Below are 23893 nucleotides of genomic sequence, written 5' to 3' on the forward strand. Positions count from 1 at the left end.
GAGTAGGTCGTCGTCAAGTTTCAATTAGAAAGCCCTGATAGGTGACCCTGTCAGGGTTTTTTTTGGTTCAGAGATTGAACGTCAATTGAATTTCAAGACAGTTCAGTACCGTCCCATAAAGTGGGTCCATAGCAGTTTGCTGTATTTCCAAACTCTAACCAACTTCCTTCCGTGTTTAGTGGAAAATGGTCATCGCCGATGGTAGTGTGGCATTCGCCATGTGGCTCTTTATGAAGGGAACGAGGTCGTCGTCAAGTTTCAATTAGAAAGCCCTGATAGGTTACCCTGTCAGGGTTTTTTTTGGTTCAGAGATTGAACTTTAATTGAATTTCAAGACAGTGCATCAAGACCTCCTAGAAATATTGACGCAGTCGCTTTATGAAAATCACACTGTCCCAATAAGTGTGTTTACTAGAGTGCTATGGGGGGCTTAGTATTTAACCGATTTGCCAGAAGAACGAAATAAAGACGATTAGGGAAAGCAAGATATAAATGCTCACCCTCATTGTAATTCTTTAATAGTAGAGGTGATGTGATTTTTATAGACTGTAATCAAACACAACGATGTCTTTAATCATAGGCACAAATTGTTGCTTCAGTTCTTCATGATCCGGGTGTGGTAGATAGACATCTCTTGCCGCGTTGTCGATGAAATCCATGGTGATGCAATGAGTGAAGTTTTTGTTTAGTCCTTCTGGGCTGTTGTTTAGACCACATGTGATGGCTTTAATGCCGGGTATTTTTTTCTGTACTGAGTGGAATACATTGAAAATATCAAGGATGTCTTCCTCACGTGTGGTATTGGTAAATTGAATTAACAAAATGTGTCTAAGCACGGGCATTCCTTCATTATGTGAATTTTAATAAAGTGAGTATGAAGTTTCTACAGTTAGGGCGTTGCTGTGAAACTGTCACTGTGAGAGTGTCGCAATAAGCATGGCGAAGGTCAATTTTATTCAATACTTTAGAATGGGCTATTGCAATAGTGAGCGTTCATTTATTGTTTTGGATGTATATCAATGACTTTATCTTTACTTATTTCTATGTCGTTATTTTCTTTGGCGGCTTCTCTGTCTCCCGGCCCGGTTAACCTTGTGTGTATTGGCAGTGGTGCACGTTATGGTGCTTTTATTGGGTTGCGGTTTGTATTGGGAGCAACGGTGGGTTTTATTCTGTTGTTTGTATTAATTGGTGCTGGGTTGCACTACGTGCTTGAATTTCTGCCCATGATCACGCAGGTGTTGCAGTGGGCTGGTGTGGCTTTTTTGTTGAATTTGAGTTATCAGCTGTTTAGGGACAATGGCGAGATTGAGGTGGGCGATACTGCACGGGCTCCAACGTTTATGACAGGGGCATATATGCAATGGCTTAATCCGAAGGCGTGGTTAGCTTCACTGGCAGGCATTGCTTCTTACATACCTGAGTCAAATGTAAATGAGCTAATGGTGTTCGCAGGTCTATATTTTATTATATGTGGTCTTTCACTCAGTGTTTGGGTCGGTGCTGGGGTTGTGTTGGGTCAATTTATTCAAAATGCTAAAGCAATGAGAGTGCTGAATAAGGTATTGGCATTGCTTTTAGCGGGAAGTGGTGTGTATCTAATTATATAGTTTTTGTGGGTAGTGGGTGCTTACTTTTATTTTGTGAGTTTGTGCTTACTTACAGAGTTTTTGTATTTATATACTGCTTAGGAGTGGCAGCGACTCTTTGTTTGAATGCTCTTTGGAAATGGGCTTGGTCATTGAAGCCAACTTCATGGGCGACGTCTGTAATTGGAAGGCCGCTCTTCAGTGCACGTTGCCCATGAAGCACCCGTTGATTTATGCGATACGCATGGGGGGACATATTAAAATGCTGCTTGAAGGATCGAATAAGGTAGCTGGTACTGAGATTAAATTGATGACTTAGTTGTTCGATAGATATGTCTTCTAAATAATGTGTATCCAAGTAAGTGGCAATGTCTAAAAAGGTGGTTGTGGATGAGTTATTTGCAACCGCTTTGACTGTGGATAATGTTTCTTGACCGTATAAGTGTTGGAAAAGTTCAATTAAATACGTTTTAAGCCGCGCTTCTTTTTCCTCGTTCGAGATCTGACGAGTATTGTGCATCAGGGTTTGGGCTAAATCGATAAGTCCGTTATATAAGGTAAGTGATGTAAGAGTATCCACATTCGTTGGTTGAAAGTGCTTGTTTTTGATAATCTCTGTCGAATGTAAAACGTTCACCAACCAATCCACATCAATATGAATCATATAATAAGCCCAAGGTGAATCTGGTAATGGATTGCATGCATGGGCGACCTCTGGGTCCATCATCACAATGTCACCACATTTTACAGAGTATTGACGTTTGGCACAGAGGAATTCACTCTCACCACCTAATATGGCCCCGATCGACCATTCTTTATGGGAGTGCGTTGCGTAGCTGACGTTTTGCCCGACTAAAACCTGCCTTAATTCAACAAAAGGAAGACTCGAGTCTCGCCAAAATAGCGGATGAGTAGAAGGGGTCATAGCAGTGGCCTAATCAGTCGATTATTATGTTAGCAGTATGTCATGAATTACGCTGAGTTTTCCAGACTGTCATTGGGTCACTTTCAAGCTTTTTTGATAGTAAATCCGCTTTCTAAAGGCGTAAATCATCGATTTTACTCTTGCACCATCCATGTGCGTTCTGATAAGGGCTTGTTTGAATTTGGCATTTTTACTGTGCAAATAGTGAAAAAAGAAAAAGTAATTTTTAAAAACTATGTGTCGATAAAGCTGTACATTCAAGTTAATCGAATTACGCTTATTGAAGTTGACTAGATGATTTCACTGACAATATAAATTTTGTTGGTTTTAATCTCTATTGGTCTTAATATTGCTTTATATTAAAATGTTAACAAAACACTGGCGTATTGTTGATAAGTCGTTTAATAATTGATTTTGGTTATGTAGAGCATCTGCAAACTGAGTCAATAATAAAAAAAGTGGAGAATGAAAAATGTTGATGAAAAATATTGTGACGGGTTCAATTTTGATGGGTAGTTTGTTAACAACCGTGCAGGCTGCTCAGTGGCATATGCCGACGCCATATGGTGATGCAAATCATCCTACTAAAGTTGCCCACCAATTTGCCGAAGAAATTAAAACCAATACGAAGGGCGAATTAGACATTACCGTTCACTCTGGAGCGTCTCTTGTTAAGCACCCTGAAATTCCTCGTGCAGTGAGAACGGGCCAAGTACAAATGGGTGAAGTGTTTATCGGTATTATGGGAAATACTCATCCAGTATTTAAACACGACAACATTCCTTTTTTAGCGACGAACTATGACGACGCACAAAAATTATGGGATGCTGCAAAACCAGAAATGAACAAACAGCTTAACAAAGAAGGCATGACTTTATTGTACGCTGTAGCATGGCCTGCTCAGAGCCTTTATAGTAAAGAGCCAGTAAACTCGTTAGCGGATTTAGGTGGGTTAAGAATGCGAGCGTATAGCCCGTCTACTTCTCGTCTGGCTGATTTAATGGGTACAACGCCAACAACCATCCAAGTGCCAGAGATTCCACAAGCATTTAGCACAGGCATTATCGATGCCATGATCACATCGCCTTCTACAGGTGCTAATGGTCAAGCATGGGATTATGTGAAGCACTATACGGACATTCAAGCATGGATTCCTAAAAACGTGGTTGTTGTGAATACACGTGCATTTAAACGCTTGGATAAAGCGACACAGCAAGTGATTTTAGATGCAGCAGCAAATGCAGAAACAAAAGGTTGGGAGATCGTTCGTGATCAAGCGAAGAAAGATACTCAAACCTTGATGGATAACGGCATTGTTGTAACGCAACCATCAACTGAACTTCTTAACGAATTGTCAGTGATTGGTGCAACAATGGAAGCCGAATGGTTGGCTGAATCCGGCCCAGAAATCAAAACTTTGATAGACAATTACAAAAAATAACTCTGTAAAAGGTCATCAACGTGCGCTTGTCGTTGATGACCCACTCTAAAAAGGTTTTGTTATGCGTAAATTTTTAAACAATATGTACCTAGCTTCTGGCTACCTCTCCGGTTTCTGCATCCTTCTGATTACCTTATTAATTGTTGCTCAAGTTATTGGGCGATTATTTGGCTTTATTGTTCCGTCTGTTGAAGATTTCTCAGGATTCAGTTTGGCCGCCGCGACCTTCTTTGGATTGGCATACACTTTCCGTGAAGGGGGACATATTCGCGTTAGTTTAGCGATTAAGTTTTTGCCAGAAAAAGCGAGACGGTTCCAAGAGCTAAGCATTCTTCTTGTTGCATTGGCTCTAACCCTATTTATGTCGTTTTATACGATTCATCTAGCATGGGAGTCTTATGTCTTTGAAGAAGTGTCCTATGGTTATATCCCTGTCCCTATCTGGATACCTCAGGTTCCCGTCGCGTTAGGTATGGTGATGTTTACCATTGCCATTGCAGATGATTTTGTTTGGGTGCTAGCAGGAAAAACACCAAACTACTTAAAACAAGAAGACGAGCTCGATTTAGAGTCGGGTTTAGGGGGAGATAATTAATGGACACCATTATGCTATCAACCGTATTGGCGGTTGCTTTGCTTCTTATGTTAGCTTCAGGCTTTTGGGTCGCACTGTCTCTTGTTGGTGTCGGTGTTATTGGTTTGTTGCTATCAGGGAATGATCAAATTGGCCTGTTGTTCGCAACGTCAACATGGGGCGCGAGTACTTCATGGTCATTAACCGCTTTGCCATTGTTTATTTGGATGGGTGAGATTCTCTTCAGAACTCGGTTATCGGAAGACTTATTTAAAGGGCTGTCGCCTTTATTAAGTGGCTTACCCGGGCGTTTATTACACGTGAACGTCTTAAGTTGCGGGATCTTTGCGGCGGTTTCTGGTTCGTCTGCTGCGACGGCGGCAACCATTGGTCGAATGACCTTGCCAGAGCTTAAAGCGCGTGGTTACAGTGAGCGTATGGCTGTGGGTACATTGGCTGGTTCAGGTACGTTGGGGTTATTGATTCCACCGTCAATCATATTGATTGTGTACGGTGTGGCGGCGGAAGTATCGATTGGTCGTTTGTTTATTGCGGGCGCATTACCGGGCTTGCTACTGGTGTCTTTATTTATGGGTTATACCGTATTTTGGGCATTGTTAAACAAAGATGAACTACCAAAAAGCTCAGAAGACAAAATCAGCGCCAAAGATAAAATTCTAGCCTTACAAAAGCTGTTCCCGATTGTGGGTCTGATTGTTTTTGTTCTAGGTTCTATTTACGGCGGCTTAACAACCCCAACAGAAGCGGCAGCATTAGGTGTTATTGGTGCATTGTTTCTGGCTCTAGTATCGAAAGCGTTGACTCGAAAAAGCTTCTTAGAAAGTTTGCAAGGGGCGGTTAAGAGCTCTTGTATGATTGGTCTTATTCTGGTTGGTGCTCATTTCCTAACGTTGGCAATGGGCTTCTTAGGTATTCCAAAATCGTTGGCATTTTGGATTTCTGAAATGAGCCTATCACCCGTTGAACTGCTGCTTTACCTAACGGTTTTATTTGTGGTGCTAGGTTGTTTCTTAGATGGGATCTCCGTGGTTGTTTTAACTACAGCGGTAGTATTACCAATGGTTCAACAAGCTGGGATTGATTTGTTGTGGTTTGGTATCTATATCGTACTTGTGGTGGAAATGTCGCAGATCACACCGCCGGTGGGGTTCAATTTGTTTGTTATTCAGGCTCTCACAGGGAAAGACATTCTTTATGTGGCTCGGGCCGCGCTGCCTTTCTTCTTACTGATCTTGTTTGCTGTAGTATTGATTACTTGGTTCCCTCAAATAGTAACCTTTCTACCAAATCATATGACTGGAAGTTGAGTGTATGCCAGATAAAATAATTGTTTCTTCGTCTCACCTTGTATCAGAAAAAGGTGCGTCTTTAAGTGAGTTCGAATTTGGGATTATTATTGCAAACAGTGCGTTTAATCGTTGGATGATGCACTGTGCTAAAACCTGTGGGGTTGTGGGTTTGGCGCCATTAGACATCTTAGTGGTGCATCATATTAACCATAGAGAACGTTCGAAATGTTTAGCGGATATTTGCTTTGTTCTTAATGTTGAAGATGTTCACACGGTAAATTACTCCGTGAAAAAACTGCTTAAGCGCAAGTTAATTCAAGGTGAAAAAGTGGGTAAGGAAATGTTTTACAAAACGAGTGAAGAAGGGCAGTTTTTTTGCAAACGTTATCGTGAAGTGCGAGAGGATTGTTTGGTCGATTCTCTCAAAAGTTTCAATATCCCATCCGAAAGGTTAACAGAGATTGCTGAGCATTTACGGGCGTTATCTGGCTTATACGATCAAGCTTCTAGAGAAGCCGCTTCTTTGTAGGTTTCTATTTTTAGGGAGGAAGTGCAATAACGAGAAGGTTACCCAATTCTGGGTGGCCTTTTTTTGAAATAATAAACTTCGATTTTGTCTATATTAGGTTTAATCATCTTTAATTAATTTGATATAAAGAATATACAACCAAGTTATCGTCTCATTCTAGAATAATCAGAATATAGATGGTTTAATTTGAAAATACGGTATTGAGGTGTGTTTATGTCGATCGAGAATACGACTCCTACAGAATATCTAACACCTGCTCAAGTGCGTGAGAAAATTCGCTTTGGTCAGTGGAAAACCAATACTTCCGGTGTTTCATCGGGCTATGTTCAAGGCAACATTGTTATTCTGCCGAAAAAGTGGGCGGATGACTTTTTAAAATTTTGCCAAATGAATCCAAAACCTTGCCCAATTGTTGGCATGTCCGATAAACCGGGCGACTTTATGATTTCTTCTGTAGGTGAAGACGTTGATATTCGTACGGATGTACCGAGTTACAAGGTGTTTCGTGATGGCGTTTTTGTCGACGAAGTACACGACATCTCGAACATTTGGCAGGATGATCTCGTAACCTTCGTTTTGGGGTGTTCTTTTTCTTTTGAAGAACCGCTTCTTGCTGATGGTTTAGAAGTGCGAAACATCACAGAAGGCGTGAACGTGCCTATGTATCGCACTAACATTGAATGCCGTCCAGCAGGGCCATTCTCTGGAACAACCGTCGTTAGTATGCGACCAATGTTGCCAAAAGATGCGATTCGAGCAATACAGATTTGTACCCGATTCCCTTCGGTTCACGGTGCACCATTACATTTTGGTAATCCTGAAGCCATTGGGATTCAAGATATTTCCTCTCCAGACTTTGGTAATGCTGTCACTATAAAAGAAGGCGAAGTGCCTGTCTTTTGGGCATGTGGCGTCACGCCTCAAGTTGCATTGGAACAAGCGAAACCACCATTTTGTATCACCCACAGCCCTGGGTGTATGTTGGTAACGGATATGCGCAATAGCCAACTGGCTATTTTATAACGCGATTTATCGCACTGATGCACTTTTTAGAATACGGTGAGAGGACAGCATAATGACAATGAAATTAAATTGCGATTTAGGCGAGAGCTTTGGATCTTGGAAAATGGGTCTAGACAGCATGGCGATGCGTCATATTGATCAAGCAAACATTGCGTGTGGTTTTCATGCTGGTGACCCATTGTGGATGACAAAAACACTGGCGTTGGCCGCTGAAAATGGTGTGGAAGTGGGTGCGCATCCTGGTTATCCAGATCTTGTTGGTTTTGGCCGTCGCAGTATGAAATGTTCAGCCGAAGAAATTCAAAGCTTAGTGCTGTATCAAGTATCCGCTTTGGATGGTATGGCGCGTAGCCAAGAGTTAGAAATGACCTATGTAAAACCACACGGTGCTCTGTATAACGACATGATGGCCGACGAATTTGTACGCAGCAACATCATGCAAGCCGTTGCCAGTTATTTCCGTCCAATCCGCTTGGTATTGCAAGCCACACCGCAATCGAAAATCCACAGAGCCGAAGCCGAAAAATTGGGTCTTGAAGTGGCGTTTGAAGCCTTTGCAGATCGTTGTTATGCCGATGATGGCAAGTTGTTGTCTCGTGCTGAAGAGGGTGCGGTACACACCAAAGAAAAAATGCTTGCCCAAGTACAACAACTGGTTGATAAAAGCACAGTAACGACGGTCAGTGGACACGAGTTAACCTTAGATGTGGACACTCTATGTGTTCATGGTGATAACGAAGCGGGCGTGCGTTCAATCGAGGCGATTAGGGAGATGCTGGCGAAATGAATGCTTCAATGAGAATAGACGTCGCAGGTGAAAACGCGCTGATTCTATATTTTGCAGAGACCGCGAGCGAACAATCCGCTGCCGATGTGTCTGAAGCGACTCAGGCACTGGAAGGTTTGGTGGGCAAAGGCATTATTGATTTGATTCCATCTTATGCGTCGTTGCTGGTTGTCTATGATGACGATGTGTTTGACGTTTATGGAATGCGTTACGAAATCAATCAACGTATGCAAACGGGTGCTCAAAGTGGCGCTGAGAAGACAGTAAGAGTGGTTAGATTACCTGTGTACTATGGTCTCGATGTGGGGCCTGATTTAGCGGAATTGGCTGAAAACGCCAATTTATCGGTAGACGAAGTGATTGAGATTCACCAAGCGCAAGCTTATCAAGTGTTTGCGATTGGATTTGCACCGGGTTTTGCTTTTCTAGGGGAAGTTGATCCTAGAATTGCTGCACCAAGAAAATCAACACCGCGCAAAGCCGTGCCCAGGGGGGCTGTTGCCATTGCTGATAGACAAACGGCGGTGTACCCCTCGGTGTCTCCTGGTGGTTGGAATCTCATTGGTTTGTGCCCAACGCCGATGTTTGATGCAAATACAGCGCCTTGTATGCCCGTTGAAGTGGGCGACAACGTTGAGTTTTACGCCATAGATAAAGCGGAATATCTTGCGCTAGGGGGTGAACTATGAAGATTCTGCAACCAGGTGTGTTAGCCCTATTACAAGATGCAGGGCGCATCGGACAGCATCGTATCGGTTTGACCGTGGGTGGCCCAATGGACCCTTTTGCCTTTCGTTGGGCGAATCGCCTTTGTCACAATCAATACAATGACAGCGCGATTGAAATCAGCATTGGCGGCTTTTCTACGGAATTCACTGAGTCAACGCAAATTGCGATTACGGGCGCAAAAGTGGATGCCAAGCTGAATGGTAACGCCGTACCTATGTGGGAAACGCTGAACATTGCAGCAGGTGATGTTTTAAAATTGGGTTTTGCGACCGAAGGTTGCCGTATTTATCTTGCGGTACTCGGCGGTATTCAGTTGGAGGCGCAATTTGGTAGTACTGCCACCGTCGTACGCGAAGGATTAGGGGGATTGTCAACAAAATCAGGTAAACCACTGGCGAAAGAAGATCAGCTAACGTTATCGACGTTGCCACTAAAAACACGCTTAAAAATGCCAGAAGCGGATCGGCCTGATTATACCGATACCACACCATTGAATGTGGTGTTGGGGTATCAAACAAACAGTTTTAGTGATCTTGATAAAGCACGTTTCTTTAACGGTGAATATACCGTCAGTGAGCGCATGGACCGTATGGGCTACCGCTTAACGGGCCCGATATGCAAATCCAGCGTTACCAGTATGTTATCGGAAGGGATTTGTCATGGCGCAATTCAGATGCCGCCTGATGGACAGCCAATCGTTTTGTTGAATGATCGACAGACAATTGGGGGTTATCCCAAACTGGGCTCTGTTATGGCGCGAGACACCGCCCGTTTGGCACAGATGACCCAAGGCAAGACACTGACGTTCTATGCCGTCACAACAGAAGAAGCGCATGCCATTAATGTATTGGCGCGTCGTAGAGAAGCAAATATTGAGTTATTGTCACTTTAACCTAGGGTTGAAAGTGATGTATTGGTTTCCATAAGAAGATCGGAGAAGGTATGTCTGGTGTATTAGAATCGATGAGTATTGCTATTGAAGACGCGTTAGTAGCAAAAAACCTTCGAGGTATGGCGAGTGTGCGTTCAACGTTGAAAGCAGGTTATTGCGCACGCGCAGCAAAAACTTTATTCAGTGCAAAAGGCGTGGCTCTGATTGGTACTGGCTTTCCCGTTACAGATACTTTTGAAACCGATGGACCATTGGGAGCCATTGCATTGTATCAGGCACTGGAAGCGGTTGGCTCAATGCCATACATTGTATGCGGAGCACCGCTATCAAAAGCATTAAGAGACGATTACCGAATTGTCGAAATTGAAGTCGGCAAGCACGATTATCAAGAACAAGAAGCACGCGCCGTACTGGACGATTTACAACCCAGTGTTGTGTTGTCGATAGAACGACCAGGGCAAGCGCAAGACGGCAATTATTACAATATGCGTGGTGAAGACATCAGTGCGCGTACTGCGTGTTTTGATACGTTTATGCGCCAAGCCAGTTGCCCTACGATTGCCATTGGCGACGGTGGCAACGAGATCGGCATGGGCAATGTTGTCGAGGCACTGGAAACGCTGGATATCGTTGCCTCAGCAACGACTTGTGACGAATTGATTGTTGCCGATGTATCGAACTGGGGGGGGTACGGCTTGATTACGTTAATGGGGTATTTAGCCAAACGTGATTTGTTGGCGGAGTTTAACCCGACTCAAACCCTACAATACCTCTCTAAATTGGGCAGTGTTGACGGAGTAACGCGCTTAAACCAATTAACAGAAGATGGTTTAGATTCCTCTGTTGGTGATGCGTTGATTTTACAGTTACGTAAATTGTCTGGTTTTGATGTGTCGTAATGATGTGTCGAAAGGCACCTAATAGGCTGTAAGCTATTATTAATTTTTGATTGCTATTGTATGTGGAGGAAACAATGAACACTGTTTATTTAAATGGCGCATTTATGCCAATTGAGGATGCAAAAATTTCCCCTTTGGATCGAGGTTTTTTATTTGGTGATGGCATTTATGAAGTCATTCCCGCGTATGAGGGCAAAACAGTAGGTTTAGCACCACATATGCAGCGCATGTTTAATGGTCTATCGGCGATTGGTATTGAATGCAACAAGTCTCTTGAAGAGTGGACGGATTTAATCAATCAGCTGATTGAAAAGAATGGAGGCGGTAATCTAGGCATTTACTTGCAAGTAAGCCGCGGTGCAGACGTTAAGCGTTACCATGCTTACCCGGAAGGTGTTGAGCCAACCATTTTTGCAATGGCGAACCCAATTAAACCTGCGGTAGAAGCGAACGCCAGTACGGCCAAAGGCTTCTCTGTGGCTACCACACAAGACATGCGTTGGAAGCGTTGCCAAATTAAATCCACCGCGTTGTTGGGCAATGTAATGCATTTCCAAGAAGGCTATGCAAGTGGTAACGATGAAATGTTGTTGTATAACGAAGACAATTTCTTAACGGAAGCCAGCTCATCCAATGTCTTTATTGTGAAAGATGGAGTAGTAATTACACCCGTTCAAGACAATCAAATTTTGTCAGGCATTACCCGTAAAATCATTTTAGACATTTTAGAAAAAGACGGTTCTATCCCGGTTGAAGTTCGTAATGTGTCTATGGAAGAAGTATTTAATGCCGATGAAATTTGGGTAACCAGCGCAAGCAAAGAGCTTACTCCTGTCACGACTATTGATGGTAAAAGCGTGGGTAATGGTGAAGTCGGTGCCGTTTGGGAAGCGGCGTTCAAGTTGTATACTCAGTTCAAACATAACTATTAAAGACGGCAGAGAATGGAGAGTCGCCTCTTCATTCTTTTTGTTCGTGATTCCCTACAAAAGCACTGTGCCTATTTCATGGTGTTTTGATTTAATTTTCCTCTGTCTTTTTACGCCTATCGTACTGTGTGTTTTTGCTCCTTATGAAGTGGCCCGATAAACTTGGACTCATTTTTAAGCGGTTACTAAGGTTTGATTTCGATACCCCATTGGGCCCAGGTCTTTCCTGAGTTCAAGATGCATATTCTCCTGATCAGGAATAGCTCAGCCCCTTCTCAAGGATGAAGTCAGTCTTCGTACTATTCATACGGACATGTTCCTTACACGATGATAGGGTGTTTTTCTGATTGAAACGATGATAAACCATTTTTTAGAAGATAAGCAGATTCAACTTCATAGCAAATCGACTAACAGGTGAGGGGATTCCTATGCTTGACGTCGTTGAGCCTTTTGTCTTACCGGGTATTGAACTGGCCTAAATGACGACGTGCAAAGCTGAGTTGAGTGAGCGCTAAATGTCTGTTTAATGTCTGTTTAATGTCTGGGCAAAGTGATAACTGCTTCTAATCCTGCTCTTTGCTCTACAGGGGCGTCTGAGGCGGTATCTACCAAGCTGTCTAAGTTGCGTAAAATCACTTCCCCACCGTGGGCGCGGGCGATGTTGCGGGCGATGCTGAGGCCGAGCCCCATGCCGCTTGGATGCATGCTGTGGTCTAGTCCCAGTCGAGTGTAGGGTTGGAATACTTTATCGAGTTTGTCTTGTGGGATACCAGGGCCTTCGTCTTGGATGCGAATACAGAGCCGTTCTTCATTGTCGTCTATGTAGACCTTGGCGGATTTGCCGTAGAAGAGGGCGTTGTCGATTAAGTTACCAAGGCAACGCTTGATGGCAAAAGGTTTGCCGATGTAGGGGGATTGCAGTACCCCGTGTATTTGAATGCTTTTCTTCGCCAATTCGGCACTGGATTGCATGTCCAGCAACATATTTTGAATGTTTACTTCCACACGGTTCTCGTGAATATCGGTTTCTTTGACACTTTGCAGTGCGCCTTTTACCAACATGTCTAGGTCTTCTAGATCCCGAATCATGGCGTCACGCACGTTGTCTTCATCGAGCATTTCAGCGCGTAATCGCAGACGAGTGATGGGGGTTTTGAGATCGTGGGAGATGGAGGCAAATAAACGCTCTCTGTCATTTAAATAGCGTTGTAAACGGGTTTGCATGTCATTAAACGCATGGGCGGTATTGCGTACTTCGGTACTGCCGATCTCTTGCAGTGGACGCCAATCGCCTTGGCCAAATTGTTCAGCGGCTTTTGCCAGCGTGGCCAAAGGTCGAGTTACACGGCGGATGACCAAAAGGCTGAGAATCAACACGGTAATAATAGACGCTGCAAGGGAAAATAAGCGTTCGGCGGAAATGGGCGAGGCACCTTCAAGGAAATAAGGGTCGGGCATTAGGGTAGCGAGGTACAGCCATTCGTCATTGTTAATTGGGATTTGAATCACCAAAATAGGCGGCGTTAAGGGTTTGACTAACAAACTGTGATGACCCCAGCGTTCAGGTAAATCCACCAATTTTATTTCATTGCTAATGACGTGCAAATCGTCGGGGCTAGAAAAGGCAATTTGAGGGTTGGTGATGCCCAGTTGTTTTGACAGTGTATGACGGAACTCTTGAATGACGATGTCTTTTAGTGGTGAGTCGGGCAAATCATTGATGATGATTTCTTCTTTGTTGACCGTCACAAAAAACCGTGTGCCGCCCATGTCTTGCAGTTGGTCAATGACGATGTGGCGGTAACTTTTTGGCAAAGAGGAAAAGTAACTGATGGTGGCGGCGACACGAAATGCCATCGGCTGGGAAACTTCACGCACGTTTTGCTCTGCATCGGCGTCTAATTGTTTAAGCCAAATGCTGGAGCTGATGAACTGGGCCAAGGCCACGCCCACTGTCATGACAATGAGAATTTGCCCTGACAGAGATTGGAGCAGTTTTTGCATCTTTGAGCGCATGACCGCCATCATGATTGATTCGAGTTGCTTTGGGTTATCTGCACATCGACGGTAAGGATGTAACCTGCGCCGCGAATGGTTTTGATCATCTGTGGGTGACGGGCATCCTCCCCAAGACGTTGACGTAAACGGCTGATATGCACATCGATAAAGCGGTCTAATGGGGAGCTGTCTCGGCCTCTTGTTGTCTCGGCAATTTGATCACGGGAAAGTACTTTGCCTGGGTTATTTAAAAACAAGGTAAGCAGGTTGTAATCGGCTCCTGTTAGAGAATCCGTTACACCGCTTGGATTGGTCAATTCACGAGAAACGGTGTTCATCGAGAACCCCGCGAAGGTGAAAATTGTGTGGGTTTTATTCTTGTCGGTAGTGGCTGGATCAATATGATCCATGCGCCGTAGAATGGCTTTCATTCGCGCTAAGAGTTCACGGGGATTAAAGGGCTTGGCTAGGTAATCGTCGGCCCCAATTTCTAAACCTATGATGCGGTCCATCTCATCGGAGTTGGCGGTCAGCATAATCACGGGGACGTAGGAGCTGGTGCGTAGCTGACGACAAATAGAGAAACCGTCTTCTCCCGGCAGCATAATGTCCAAAATGATAAGATCAAAATCCGAATTGGCGGCAAAGGCGTCTAAAAACACTTCACCGGATTCTGCTGTTTCAACGTAAAACTGATGTTTCTCTAGATAGGTTTTTAGTAAACAGCGGATGTCATCGTCGTCATCTACAACAAAAATGCGCCTTGCTTTGCTCATTATCATTCTCTTTATTCATTTTATTATTCTGAATTCAATAAAAAATTTATACTTTTGCTCTACTATACCTAAATGATAGGGAGTAGAGAAAAAAACCTTAAATACATTAGATTGATTTAATTGTTTGGTGCGGCCATACTTCCGTGTATTTAACTTTCAGGAAATCATTATGTCTGATACAACCTTATCTATTCAAGCTGGGTCTATTCAAGAGGCTGCAAGTGATACGGCGGAAATAGCGCAGAGAGAAGAGCAATCTTTAGCGAAAGTGATGTCTTTTGGTGAAGCGCTGATTGATTTTTTAGCACAGAATACGAGTGTCGATGAGGTTCAAACCTTTGCGAAATACCCAGGCGGCGCACCCGCTAACGTAGCCGTTGCTGTGGCGCGATTGGGCGGTAATAGCCATTTTGTTGGGCAAGTGGGCAATGACTCATTTGGCCATTTTTTGAAAGAGTCGTTAAATGAGTACGGCGTTAATACCAATGCGTTGTTGATGACCAGCTCGGCAAAAACCGCGTTGGCGTTTGTAAGCTTGGACGAAACCGGTGAGCGCAGCTTTGAGTTTTATCGCAATCCATCGGCTGACATGTTGTTCCGCCCTGAAGACTTTTTATCTGAATGGTTTTATGCGTCCAAAGGTGTGTTCCACACTTGTTCTAATACCCTAACCGATGAGTCTATTACTAAGGCGACTAACATTGGCGTGAAATTGGCGAAGCTAGCGGGCTGGATTGTCAGTGCCGATATTAACCTGCGTGCTAACCTATGGCCTGAACAGGGTGTGGATGTTGAACGTGTGCTAGATTGGTTCCAAGCCGCTGATGTTGTGAAAGCCAGCATGGAAGAGTTGGCGGAATTGTCTGATGACCCAATGGCCTTGATTCAAGCGTCATTAGAAAAAGGTGTTAGCTTGTTTGTCTTAACGGATGGCGCGAATTCGGTGCGTTATTTCCATTCCAGTGGTATTACTGGGGAAGTGGCAACGCCGAAGGTATCGGTAAAAGACACGACAGCGGCAGGTGATGCGTTTGTTGGCGGTTTGTTATTTCGTTTATCGGAAATTGCGGGCGAAACAACGGTTGCCTTGATGACTCAAGAGGAACTGCACGGTGCGGTTGAATTCTCAGTTGCTTGTGGTGCCAGTGCGGTCACCAAGCTGGGTGCTTACCCTTCTTTGCCGTCAAAAGACGAAGCGGAAGCGATGTTACGTTCTTTTAAACTGGCGTAAAGCCGTTTTTATGAAAAGCGGGTGAGAGCAGAGAGCGATTTACTTTCCCTTTCTTACGCTTCGCGTTATCTGCGAGCTTTACCTATTGATTTGAGGCGGGTTTCTTTCTTGGTCATTTTTCGTCTTTTCTCTTGCGTCTTACCTTGCTCAACCTTGATTAAAAAACGTTCTAAATTAAGTAAATATTAAGAGTGCCTCTCTGTTGAAAAACACCATGCCTTTGACAATAATTTCAGGAGCTTCTTAATCCTTCTAGATATATTAAGATGTGCCCATAATTTTGTTAATAATAAAAATAAGGAAACGCTGAATCAGTCAGTATTTCCGATAAAAGGAGTGGCAATGAACAAATCAATTCTTTCAACGGCAGTCGCGATAGCGCTTTCTGCAAGTGCCTTAACCCTATCCAGTGCTCAAGCGGCCGACTTAATTTTTCAACCCGGCGACGACGCTCGCTTTAGTTGGTCCAGCTATGATGCGCTTAAATCAATCGACTTAAAAGGTGAGAAGGTTTCTGTTTTTGGCCCTTGGTTGGGATCAGAAAAAGAGCACTTTGATAACGTGATTGCGTACTTTGAAGCCGCAACCGGTGCCGAAGTAGAATACGCTGGATCAGATTCTTTTGAACAACAAATTGTCATCGATGCTCAAGCGGGCAGCGCACCAAACGTGTCTATTTTCCCTCAGCCGGGTTTGGCATCTGATTTGGCGGCCAAAGGTTTTGTTGCTGCATTAGGCGATGACGTCAAGCAAGGCGTGGTGACAGATTACGCCGCAGGCCAATCTTGGGTTGATCTAGCGACATTTAAAGATAGCAAAGGCGAGAAGAACTTCTACGGTGTTTTTTACCGTGCGGATCTGAAATCTTTAGTTTGGTACTCTCCTGATAATTTCGATGATGCGGGCTACGACGTACCAGAAAGCATGGAAGAATTGAAAGCACTGACACAACAAATTGTGGACGATGGTGGAACGCCGTGGTGTATTGGTCTGGGTTCCGGTGCGGCGACAGGCTGGCCTGCTACCGATTGGGTGGAAGACCTGATGTTACGCACGCAACCTGCCAGTGTGTATGATCAATGGGTGAGTAATGACATTTCATTTGATGATCCTAAAGTGATTGCAGCCATTGAAGAGTTTGGTTGGTTTGCACGTAATGACCAATATGTTGACGGTGGTGCGGCAGCAGTTTCTTCGACGGATTTCCGTGATAGCCCTAAAGGTTTGTTTGCGTCTCCAGCAAAATGTTATTTACATCGTCAAGCGTCATTTGTTCCGGCTTTCTTCCCAGAAGGAACGAAGCTGGGTGTGGATGCAGACTTCTTTTACTTCCCTGCTTATGAATCCAAATCATTAGGTAACCCTGTCTTAGGTGGCGGTACGCTTGTGAGTATCACCAATGATTCTAAAGGCGCACGTTCTTTTATTGATTTCATCCGATCACCGATTGCCCATGAATTATGGATGGCACAGACGGGCTTTATCTCAGCTCACGTAAAGGCCAATCCTGAGTTGTATTCTTCAGAGGCAGCGAAAAAACAAGGTGAGATCTTGCGCTATGCAACGACCTTCCGTTTTGATGCATCGGATTTGATGCCGGGTAAAATTGGCTCTGGTGCTTTCTGGACGGGCATGGTCGATTACACTGGCGGCAAAGACGCAACCAAAGTGGCGAAAGACATCCAGAAATCTTGGGATGCGATTAAGTAGCACTTTAACGCATTCGTAACGCATTACGGTTACGAATGCGTCGTTCCTATCTAATTATTAGCGGGATGTCAGGACACGGTTGACGAGTTTCAATCGATAGATTAAGGATAATCGACCGCTTTATTTAATCTGATGCTATTTGAGCGGTGAATTTTAAGGCGTAATGTTAAACGTCATTTTAATCGTTAAATAGCAACGTTCAGCAGGAGCATTCATGGGTCAGTTAGCCTTAGCTTTAGTGATCGTTATTTTCGGGGTTCTGGGCTGTGCCGCGTATTTTTACGGTTCAAACTTTCTTTTAGATAAATTTTTCCCTTCTAAGAATCGTCCTTATCAGATCGTGGCACGTAATCTACGCATTACCAGTTACATCCGACCTTGGCTGTTTTTAGGCCCTGCATTGTTTTCTCTGGGTTTTTATCTTGTGTATCCCGTGGTGGAATCGTTTCGCTTGTCTTTCTTTGGACGTTCTGGGGAAGAGTTTGTTGGCCTTGCAAATTACGCTTGGCTTTTTAATAGCGATGAGTTTCATCAGGCATTTAAAAACAACATGTTGTGGTTGGTTGTTGTGCCTACGGCGGCAACGTTTTTTGGGTTAATCATTGCGGTGATGACAGATCGCATTTGGTGGGGAAACATTGCTAAAAGTCTTATTTTTATGCCGATGGCCATTTCCTTTATTGGTGCGTCGGTTATTTGGAAGTTCATTTACGATTTCAGAAGTGGCGGTGACCCGCAAATTGGCTTGTTGAACGCGGTCGTGGTGTTTTTTGGTGGTGACCCTCAACAATGGATTACGTTGGACTTTTGGAACAATTTCTTTTTGATGATCATTTTGATCTGGATTCAGACGGGATTTGCCATGGTGATTTTATCGGCAGCGCTGCGGGGCATTCCAGATGAAACTATTGAAGCGGCGATATTGGATGGCGCGAATGGTTTTCAGATCTTTTATAAAATTATGGTGCCACAGATTTGGGGAACCATTGCTGTGGTGTGGACAACCATAACGATTCTGGTGCTGAAGGTATTTGATGTGGTGTTAGCGATGACCAACGGGCAGTGGGGGACGCAAGTGTTGGCGAACCAAATGTTTGACTGGATGTTCCGAGGCGGTGGTGACTTTGGCCGAGGGGCGGTTGTTGCGATTGTTATTATGGTGTTAGTGGTACCCATTATGGTCTGGAATATACGTCGTGCAAACGCTGAAATGGAGGGTCGTTAATTATGATTCAATCATCTAAACGTTCCCCATTAACGTGGTTGGTGCACATATCCGTACTTTTCCTAGTGGTGATCTGGACAATTCCAACGGCTGGATTGTTTATTTCTTCCATCCGAGATAAAGATCAACTGTCTGTGTCTGGCTGGTGGACGGCGCTGTCTGTGTCTGAACAACGCTTGGTTAGTCGCACAACGATCCCGAAAGAACCCATTCAGGAAAACGGACACTATGTTTTAAAGGGCAATGTCTTTGAAGAGGGTAAGTCAGGAGTAATTACCTTATTTGGCTCCAGTTCATTAAAGCCTGAAGCGTTTGTTGCAGGCTCTACCGCCGAGTTGAAAAAAGGGCTGACCTTAACCGTATTAGAAAACGGTGATTATGTGATGACGTCTCCAAAAGTGTTTAAAGGGCGGGGCAAGCGTATTTTCTATACGGCCGAGATAGCGCCACGGTTCACGTTAGACAATTACCGTGAAGTATTAAGTGCAGAAGGCTTGGGCAAATCTTTTATTAATTCATTAACGGTGACGATCCCCGCTACAATTATCCCCATCTTGGTGGCGGCTTTTGCGGCGTATGCGTTGGCATGGATGCAGTTCCCTGGGCGGGCATTATTGATCGCTACCGTGGTTGGGTTACTTGTGGTGCCTTTGCAAATGTCTCTGATTCCTCTGTTAAAAAGTTATAGCTTTATTGGCAGCATCTTTGGTGTTGGTTCCAAAGGGTATATCGGGATTTGGTTAGCGCATACGGGGTTTGGTTTGCCTTTGGCGATTTATTTATTGCGCAATTACATTGCCAGCTTGCCGAGAGAAATCATCGAATCAGCGCGTGTGGATGGGGCAACGGATTTTGATATTTTCCGTAAAATCATTCTGCCTTTGTCGTTTCCAGCTTTGGCGTCGTTCGCGATATTTCAATTCTTATGGGTTTGGAACGATTTATTGATTGCCATGGTGTTCTTGGGAAATTCCGCTGATGAGTTGGTATTAACAGGGCAATTGCGTGAACTATTGGGCTCTCGTGGTGGCAATTGGGAGATTCTGACGGCATCCGCATTTATCACCATTATTATTCCTTTGTGTGTTTTCTTTGGCTTGCAGCGCTTTTTGGTCAGAGGTTTGTTAACTGGGTCGGTAAAATAGATTCAACAAATAAATGAATAAATAACCCGAAGCAAATAATGGAGTGAACCCCCATTTTTCCTTGTTTAAGACGGAGAACTGGGTGCATTAAGCATGTTTTAGAGGCAAAAAATGGCAGATTTAAAATTAACAAATATTAAGAAAGTCTATAACAACAATGTGGAAGTCTTACGCGACATCAATTTAGACATTAAACAAGGTGAGTTTATTGTGTTTGTTGGCCCCTCTGGCTGTGGTAAATCGACTCTGCTCAGAATAATCTCAGGTTTAGAGGGAATCTCTGGTGGTACGTTGGAGATTGACGGTCAATTGGTGAATGACATACCACCGGCGATGCGTGGTATTGCGATGGTGTTTCAAAGTTATGCACTCTACCCACACATGAGTGTGTACGACAATATGGCGTTTAGTTTACAAATTGCCAAAGTCAGCCGTAAAGACATTGACACTCAAGTTCGTAAAGCGGCAGATATGTTGCAACTGACGGACTATCTTGATCGCTTACCGAAAGCCTTGTCGGGTGGTCAGCGTCAGCGTGTGGCAATTGGTCGTGCCATTGTTCGTAAGCCTAAAGTGTTTCTTTTTGATGAGCCCTTGTCCAACCTAGATGCCGCGTTGCGTGTGGCGACTCGTATGGAAATCGCGAATCTAAAAGAAAGCATGCCTGAATCGACCATGATTTATGTGACCCATGATCAGATTGAAGCCATGACCTTGGCAGATAAAATCGTTTTATTGTCTGCGGGCAATATAGAACAGGTTGGCCCACCGCTTGAATTGTATGAAAACCCTCGTAATGTCTTTGTCGCAAAATTTATTGGCTCCCCTGCGATGAATATTCTGCCTGCAAAACTGACTCAGACAGGCGAACAATCTCGATTGGAATTCCCATCACAAGATGACGTCATTGTGCCGATTAAAACCCCCGATAGAGACATTAATACCGCAGTGAGTTTTGGTGTGCGTCCAGAGGATTTGTCCGTTGCAACGTGCGAGGATTACCTTGTAGAAGGTGACATTGCGTTTATTGAATCCTTAGGGGAAGCGACATTGCTGTACGTTAATGTTGAAGGTTGCCCTGACATGGTGATTTGTAAATTATCGGGTACGTCTCATTTCAAACGAGGCAGCCGAGTAAAATTATCAACTGTACCTGAAAAAATGCACCTATTTGATACGGCAGGTTTGACCTATCGAAACACATTGTGATTATTGGAGAGAATTGGCTATGAAAACCCAGTTAAATTGGTGGAAAGGTGGCATTATTTATCAGATTTATCCACGCAGTTTTATGGATGAAAGTGGTGATGGTGTGGGGGATTTGGCTGGCATCGCATCGAAGCTGGATTATGTGGCTTCTCTAGGGGTAGACGCCATTTGGTTGTCACCTATTTTTACATCCCCAATGAAAGATTTTGGTTACGATGTGTCTGATTATCGTGATATCGACCCTATGTTTGGGTCTTTGGACGATTTTAAGGCGCTGGTTAAAAAGGCCCATGAACTCGATCTTAAAGTGATGATCGATCAAGTATTAAGCCACACGTCGGATCAACACCCATGGTTTGAAGAGAGCCGTCAGAATAAAACCAACGAAAAAGCGGATTGGTTCGTATGGGCTGATCCTAAGCCTGATGGCTCACCACCGAATAATTGGTTGTCTATTTTTGGTGGCAGTGCGTGGCAATGGGACAGTCGTCGACTACAATATTATTTACACAACTTTTTAACCAGTCAGCCTGATATTAACTTTCATAACGACGAAGTGCGCCATCAGCAGCTTGATAACATGCGTTTTTGGTTGGAATTGGGTGTGGATGGCTTCCGTTTAGACACGGTGAATTTTTTCTATCATAGCCAAGGTTTGGAAGACAATCCTCCAGTGTTGCCAGGTGAACCTAAAACCATGGGCGCACCGCACGATAACCCTTATACCTACCAAAAACATGTGTATGATTTAAGTCGCCCTGAAAACTTAACCTTCTTACAAGAATTAAGGGTGTTAATGGATGAATTCCCTGGTACCACCACGGTAGGGGAGATCGGTGACGATAACCCCTTAGAGCGTATGGCAGAGTACACCTCGGGTGGCGATAAGCTCCACATGGCGTACACGTTTGATTTATTGAATACGCCGCACACACCTTCTTACATTCGTTCTGTATTGGCGAATATGCAAAACATTGTGGGCGATGGCTGGCCTTGTTGGGCATTGTCTAATCATGATGTAGTGAGAGCTGCAACACGATGGGGAGAAAACGAAGACCCAGTGGCGTATCCTTTGGTGGCTATGGCATTGATCACTTCATTACGTGGCAGTGTGTGTTTGTATCAAGGGGAAGAGCTGGGTCTGCCAGAAGCTGATGTGCCTTTTGAGCGAATTCAAGATCCTTATGGGATTCCTCTATGGCCGGTGTTTAAAGGTCGTGATGGTTGCCGTACACCTATGGTGTGGGAAAACACTACTCATGGAGGGTTTTCGACAGTAGAACCTTGGTTGCCTGTTGATCCTCGACATTTGGTATTGAGTGTGGCGGAACAAGAAGCCAGCCCAAATGCGTTATTGCACAAAGTGCGTACCTTACTGAAATGGCGTCAACAACAACCTGAATTAATTCAGGGGGAATTAGAGCAAGTGTCTGTGGCTAATGATGAACTTATTTCGTATGTCCGCCGTATAGACAGGAGAAGTATGTTGGTGGTTATTAATATGACCGCGGATCTTCAACAGGCCACGATTCCAATAGACATCGACGATGTGTTGCAAGGACATGGATTTAACAGCACGCTAGATGGCCAAAAGCTGACATTGCCCGCTTACCAAGCATTTTATGCGCGTGTGAAGTAAACATACAGAAGAGAGGACATCGTTTATGACAGTCAAAACGACTCGCAAGTTAACATTAAAAGATGTGGCGCAGAATCTGAAAGTGTCTACGGCCACTATTTCAAATGCGTTTAATCGCCCTGATCAGTTGTCGGCGACCTTGAGAGACAAAATCCTTTCTGAATGTGAAAGCATGGGTTACTTTGGACCAAACGCAGCAGCTCGTAGTTTGCGTACTGGTCGCACGGGCATAGTTGGTGTTGTGCTTTCAGACCGACTTAGCTACAGCGTCAGTGACCCTGTAGCGAATCAGTTTTTGAAAGGCATGGCCGATGTGCTGGATACCCATGAATACAATATGTTGCTGCTTTCTTCTAATCCGATAGAACAAGACGCGCAACACAGAATGCAGGCCTCTATGGTGGATGGCTTTATTGTATATGGGCACAAACCTCAGCAATGCCATAACGCACCTTGGTTAATGCCGAACAAGCATGTGATTACGGTGGATGGATTTATTGATGGTTGTACGTCGGTTAATGTAGGTAACTATCAAGGAGCGAAAGCGGTAACAATACATGCTTTGCGGCATAAGCCAGATAAAATAGCGATCTTAGGATTAAGTCTATTAAGCACCAGTCGTGTGTGTCGTATGCAAGAAGATGAGCTGTTTGATAAAGCGGCATCTATTTCGGTTCAAAGGCTGAATGGTTACTTGGATGCGTTGAGTGAGAATGGTTACAGTGTGAGTCCTGAAAACATTTGGAATATTCCAACCAATACACACCAACAAGCGTATCAAGCCGCAAGGGAAGCTTTGGGCATGATGGATCGGCCAAAACTGCTTTTGTGCATGAGTGATCGTATTGCGATTGCAGCGATTCAAGTGGCGTTGCAAATGGGGTTTCGGGTACCTGAAGATTTGCAAGTGGTGGGATTTGATGGCATTCCGGAAGCGGCGAATTTACATCCTTCTATCACGACGGTTCATCAGCAAAGTGTTGAGAAAGGCTGTGTTGCCGCAGAATTGTTTCTCGGGCTAAGAGAAGCAAAAAGTGTGGAGTTGGAGTCAGATTTACTCATTGGTGAAAGTTGCCCTTAATGTCCTCTTGATGATCTTGTGGGTTTTTTACAGCTAATAGGATGAAAATCGTTGGTTGTCATAATGTCTCTAGGACATAATGAATAGACACACTTGTTCAAGTCATTGCACACGCTTCTGTCTTCATTGGTAAGCGTCCAGCAAACCACACATAACAATCAAATTTCGATTCACATAAAGTGATGATTTCTTTTCCTCAAGGAGTCATCTCTCATGTTTACATCCTCCCCCCAAGTTTCTATTACCTTGATT

At 44.1% G+C, this 23893-nt stretch carries 23 protein-coding genes; 19 read left to right on the forward strand and 4 right to left on the reverse strand.

Annotated elements, in window-relative coordinates:
* Nucleotides 1-539: 539 nt before the first annotated feature.
* Nucleotides 540-836 carry a Dabb family protein gene (locus ACMUMJ_RS15825; RefSeq protein ID WP_414679818.1) on the reverse strand — a complete coding sequence of 99 codons (297 nt, stop codon included), beginning with the start codon at nt 834-836 and terminating at the stop codon, nt 540-542.
* A gap of 183 nt (nt 837-1019) precedes the next feature.
* Here ACMUMJ_RS15825 and ACMUMJ_RS15830 point away from each other — a divergent pair, with 183 nt between their 5' ends.
* A complete protein-coding gene (locus ACMUMJ_RS15830; RefSeq protein ID WP_414679819.1) occupies nt 1020-1610 on the forward strand; it encodes a LysE family translocator in 591 nt (196 codons plus the stop codon).
* A 49-nt stretch (nt 1611-1659) separates the two neighbouring features.
* Here the strand turns inward: ACMUMJ_RS15830 and ACMUMJ_RS15835 are convergent, their stop codons facing one another.
* Nucleotides 1660-2514 carry an AraC family transcriptional regulator gene (locus ACMUMJ_RS15835; RefSeq protein ID WP_414679820.1) on the reverse strand — a complete coding sequence of 285 codons (855 nt, stop codon included), beginning with the start codon at nt 2512-2514 and terminating at the stop codon, nt 1660-1662.
* A 42-nt stretch (nt 2515-2556) separates the two neighbouring features.
* Here ACMUMJ_RS15835 and ACMUMJ_RS15840 point away from each other — a divergent pair, with 42 nt between their 5' ends.
* From ACMUMJ_RS15840 to ACMUMJ_RS15890, 11 genes are all read left to right on the forward strand, one after another.
* Nucleotides 2557-2808: a hypothetical protein gene (locus ACMUMJ_RS15840; protein ID WP_414679821.1), complete on the forward strand. Its 252-nt coding sequence runs from the start codon at nt 2557-2559 to the stop codon at nt 2806-2808.
* A 184-nt stretch (nt 2809-2992) separates the two neighbouring features.
* A complete protein-coding gene (locus ACMUMJ_RS15845) occupies nt 2993-3955 on the forward strand; it encodes a TRAP transporter substrate-binding protein (protein WP_414679840.1) in 963 nt (320 codons plus the stop codon).
* Between the two features lie 61 nt (nt 3956-4016).
* Nucleotides 4017-4550 carry a TRAP transporter small permease gene (locus ACMUMJ_RS15850; RefSeq protein WP_414679822.1) on the forward strand — a complete coding sequence of 178 codons (534 nt, stop codon included), beginning with the start codon at nt 4017-4019 and terminating at the stop codon, nt 4548-4550.
* Complete coding sequence (locus ACMUMJ_RS15855) at nt 4550-5857, forward strand: TRAP transporter large permease (protein WP_414679823.1); 1308 nt, start codon at nt 4550-4552, stop codon at nt 5855-5857. Before ACMUMJ_RS15850 ends, ACMUMJ_RS15855 begins: the two co-directional genes overlap by 1 nt.
* 4 nt (nt 5858-5861) lie before the next feature.
* A complete protein-coding gene (locus ACMUMJ_RS15860; RefSeq protein WP_414679824.1) occupies nt 5862-6368 on the forward strand; it encodes a winged helix DNA-binding protein in 507 nt (168 codons plus the stop codon).
* Nucleotides 6369-6581: 213 nt separating this feature from the next.
* A complete protein-coding gene (locus tag ACMUMJ_RS15865) occupies nt 6582-7391 on the forward strand; it encodes a putative hydro-lyase (RefSeq protein ID WP_414679825.1) in 810 nt (269 codons plus the stop codon).
* A gap of 52 nt (nt 7392-7443) precedes the next feature.
* A complete protein-coding gene (locus ACMUMJ_RS15870) occupies nt 7444-8178 on the forward strand; it encodes a 5-oxoprolinase subunit PxpA (protein WP_414679826.1) in 735 nt (244 codons plus the stop codon).
* Complete coding sequence (gene pxpB / locus ACMUMJ_RS15875) at nt 8175-8867, forward strand: 5-oxoprolinase subunit PxpB (RefSeq protein ID WP_414679827.1); 693 nt, start codon at nt 8175-8177, stop codon at nt 8865-8867. The genes ACMUMJ_RS15870 and pxpB overlap by 4 nt, the downstream gene beginning before the upstream one ends.
* Nucleotides 8864-9799, forward strand: coding sequence for a 5-oxoprolinase subunit C family protein (locus tag ACMUMJ_RS15880; RefSeq protein ID WP_414679828.1), 936 nt, complete (start codon nt 8864-8866; stop codon nt 9797-9799). Before pxpB ends, ACMUMJ_RS15880 begins: the two co-directional genes overlap by 4 nt.
* Before the next feature lie 50 nt (nt 9800-9849).
* Nucleotides 9850-10698 carry a DUF4392 domain-containing protein gene (locus ACMUMJ_RS15885; protein ID WP_414679829.1) on the forward strand — a complete coding sequence of 283 codons (849 nt, stop codon included), beginning with the start codon at nt 9850-9852 and terminating at the stop codon, nt 10696-10698.
* Nucleotides 10699-10772: 74 nt separating this feature from the next.
* Nucleotides 10773-11630 (forward strand): D-amino acid aminotransferase, encoded by an 858-nt coding sequence (locus ACMUMJ_RS15890; RefSeq protein WP_414679830.1) that lies wholly within the window; start codon nt 10773-10775, stop codon nt 11628-11630.
* Nucleotides 11631-12161: 531 nt separating this feature from the next.
* Here ACMUMJ_RS15890 and ACMUMJ_RS15895 read toward each other — a convergent pair.
* Both ACMUMJ_RS15895 and ACMUMJ_RS15900 read right to left on the reverse strand, forming a co-directional pair.
* The gene (locus tag ACMUMJ_RS15895; RefSeq protein WP_414679831.1) at nt 12162-13655 is read right to left on the reverse strand and encodes an ATP-binding protein; all 1494 of its coding nucleotides are present in this window, start codon (nt 13653-13655) and stop codon (nt 12162-12164) included.
* On the reverse strand, nt 13652-14401 hold the full coding sequence (locus ACMUMJ_RS15900; RefSeq protein WP_414679832.1) for a response regulator: 750 nt from the start codon (nt 14399-14401) through the stop codon (nt 13652-13654). The genes ACMUMJ_RS15895 and ACMUMJ_RS15900 overlap by 4 nt, the downstream gene beginning before the upstream one ends.
* Nucleotides 14402-14570: 169 nt before the next feature.
* Between ACMUMJ_RS15900 and ACMUMJ_RS15905 the strand changes: the two genes are divergently transcribed.
* The 7 genes from ACMUMJ_RS15905 (at nt 14571) to ACMUMJ_RS15935 (ending at nt 23641) form a co-directional block, all read left to right on the forward strand.
* The gene (locus ACMUMJ_RS15905; RefSeq protein ID WP_414679833.1) at nt 14571-15632 is read left to right on the forward strand and encodes a carbohydrate kinase family protein; all 1062 of its coding nucleotides are present in this window, start codon (nt 14571-14573) and stop codon (nt 15630-15632) included.
* A 342-nt stretch (nt 15633-15974) separates the two neighbouring features.
* Nucleotides 15975-17342: an ABC transporter substrate-binding protein gene (locus tag ACMUMJ_RS15910; RefSeq protein ID WP_414679834.1), complete on the forward strand. Its 1368-nt coding sequence runs from the start codon at nt 15975-15977 to the stop codon at nt 17340-17342.
* A 214-nt stretch (nt 17343-17556) separates the two neighbouring features.
* Nucleotides 17557-18567, forward strand: coding sequence for a carbohydrate ABC transporter permease (locus ACMUMJ_RS15915; protein WP_414679835.1), 1011 nt, complete (start codon nt 17557-17559; stop codon nt 18565-18567).
* Nucleotides 18568-18569: 2 nt separating this feature from the next.
* Nucleotides 18570-19712, forward strand: coding sequence for a carbohydrate ABC transporter permease (locus ACMUMJ_RS15920; RefSeq protein WP_414679836.1), 1143 nt, complete (start codon nt 18570-18572; stop codon nt 19710-19712).
* A gap of 111 nt (nt 19713-19823) precedes the next feature.
* Nucleotides 19824-20921, forward strand: coding sequence for an ABC transporter ATP-binding protein (locus ACMUMJ_RS15925; RefSeq protein ID WP_414679837.1), 1098 nt, complete (start codon nt 19824-19826; stop codon nt 20919-20921).
* A 19-nt stretch (nt 20922-20940) separates the two neighbouring features.
* Nucleotides 20941-22560 carry an alpha-glucosidase gene (locus ACMUMJ_RS15930; protein WP_414679838.1) on the forward strand — a complete coding sequence of 540 codons (1620 nt, stop codon included), beginning with the start codon at nt 20941-20943 and terminating at the stop codon, nt 22558-22560.
* 25 nt (nt 22561-22585) lie between these two features.
* Nucleotides 22586-23641 carry a LacI family DNA-binding transcriptional regulator gene (locus ACMUMJ_RS15935; RefSeq protein ID WP_414679839.1) on the forward strand — a complete coding sequence of 352 codons (1056 nt, stop codon included), beginning with the start codon at nt 22586-22588 and terminating at the stop codon, nt 23639-23641.
* Nucleotides 23642-23893: the final 252 nt, after the last annotated feature.

The organism is Marinomonas phycocola, assembly GCF_047525455.1.
Classification (GTDB): domain Bacteria; phylum Pseudomonadota; class Gammaproteobacteria; order Pseudomonadales; family Marinomonadaceae; genus Marinomonas.

Coding starts and splice junctions, on each gene's coding strand:
- ACMUMJ_RS15830 (WP_414679819.1), top strand. CDS start 1,020: ATGACTTTATCTTTACTTATTTCTATGTCGTTATTTTCTTTGGCGGCT.
- ACMUMJ_RS15835 (WP_414679820.1), bottom strand. CDS start 2,514: ATGACCCCTTCTACTCATCCGCTATTTTGGCGAGACTCGAGTCTTCCT.
- ACMUMJ_RS15840 (WP_414679821.1), top strand. CDS start 2,557: ATGAATTACGCTGAGTTTTCCAGACTGTCATTGGGTCACTTTCAAGCT.
- ACMUMJ_RS15845 (WP_414679840.1), top strand. CDS start 2,993: ATGAAAAATATTGTGACGGGTTCAATTTTGATGGGTAGTTTGTTAACA.
- ACMUMJ_RS15850 (WP_414679822.1), top strand. CDS start 4,017: ATGCGTAAATTTTTAAACAATATGTACCTAGCTTCTGGCTACCTCTCC.
- ACMUMJ_RS15855 (WP_414679823.1), top strand. CDS start 4,550: ATGGACACCATTATGCTATCAACCGTATTGGCGGTTGCTTTGCTTCTT.
- ACMUMJ_RS15860 (WP_414679824.1), top strand. CDS start 5,862: ATGCCAGATAAAATAATTGTTTCTTCGTCTCACCTTGTATCAGAAAAA.
- ACMUMJ_RS15865 (WP_414679825.1), top strand. CDS start 6,582: ATGTCGATCGAGAATACGACTCCTACAGAATATCTAACACCTGCTCAA.
- ACMUMJ_RS15870 (WP_414679826.1), top strand. CDS start 7,444: ATGACAATGAAATTAAATTGCGATTTAGGCGAGAGCTTTGGATCTTGG.
- pxpB (WP_414679827.1), top strand. CDS start 8,175: ATGAATGCTTCAATGAGAATAGACGTCGCAGGTGAAAACGCGCTGATT.
- ACMUMJ_RS15880 (WP_414679828.1), top strand. CDS start 8,864: ATGAAGATTCTGCAACCAGGTGTGTTAGCCCTATTACAAGATGCAGGG.
- ACMUMJ_RS15885 (WP_414679829.1), top strand. CDS start 9,850: ATGTCTGGTGTATTAGAATCGATGAGTATTGCTATTGAAGACGCGTTA.
- ACMUMJ_RS15890 (WP_414679830.1), top strand. CDS start 10,773: ATGAACACTGTTTATTTAAATGGCGCATTTATGCCAATTGAGGATGCA.
- ACMUMJ_RS15895 (WP_414679831.1), bottom strand. CDS start 13,655: ATGATGGCGGTCATGCGCTCAAAGATGCAAAAACTGCTCCAATCTCTG.
- ACMUMJ_RS15900 (WP_414679832.1), bottom strand. CDS start 14,401: ATGAGCAAAGCAAGGCGCATTTTTGTTGTAGATGACGACGATGACATC.
- ACMUMJ_RS15905 (WP_414679833.1), top strand. CDS start 14,571: ATGTCTGATACAACCTTATCTATTCAAGCTGGGTCTATTCAAGAGGCT.
- ACMUMJ_RS15910 (WP_414679834.1), top strand. CDS start 15,975: ATGAACAAATCAATTCTTTCAACGGCAGTCGCGATAGCGCTTTCTGCA.
- ACMUMJ_RS15915 (WP_414679835.1), top strand. CDS start 17,557: ATGGGTCAGTTAGCCTTAGCTTTAGTGATCGTTATTTTCGGGGTTCTG.
- ACMUMJ_RS15920 (WP_414679836.1), top strand. CDS start 18,570: ATGATTCAATCATCTAAACGTTCCCCATTAACGTGGTTGGTGCACATA.
- ACMUMJ_RS15925 (WP_414679837.1), top strand. CDS start 19,824: ATGGCAGATTTAAAATTAACAAATATTAAGAAAGTCTATAACAACAAT.
- ACMUMJ_RS15930 (WP_414679838.1), top strand. CDS start 20,941: ATGAAAACCCAGTTAAATTGGTGGAAAGGTGGCATTATTTATCAGATT.
- ACMUMJ_RS15935 (WP_414679839.1), top strand. CDS start 22,586: ATGACAGTCAAAACGACTCGCAAGTTAACATTAAAAGATGTGGCGCAG.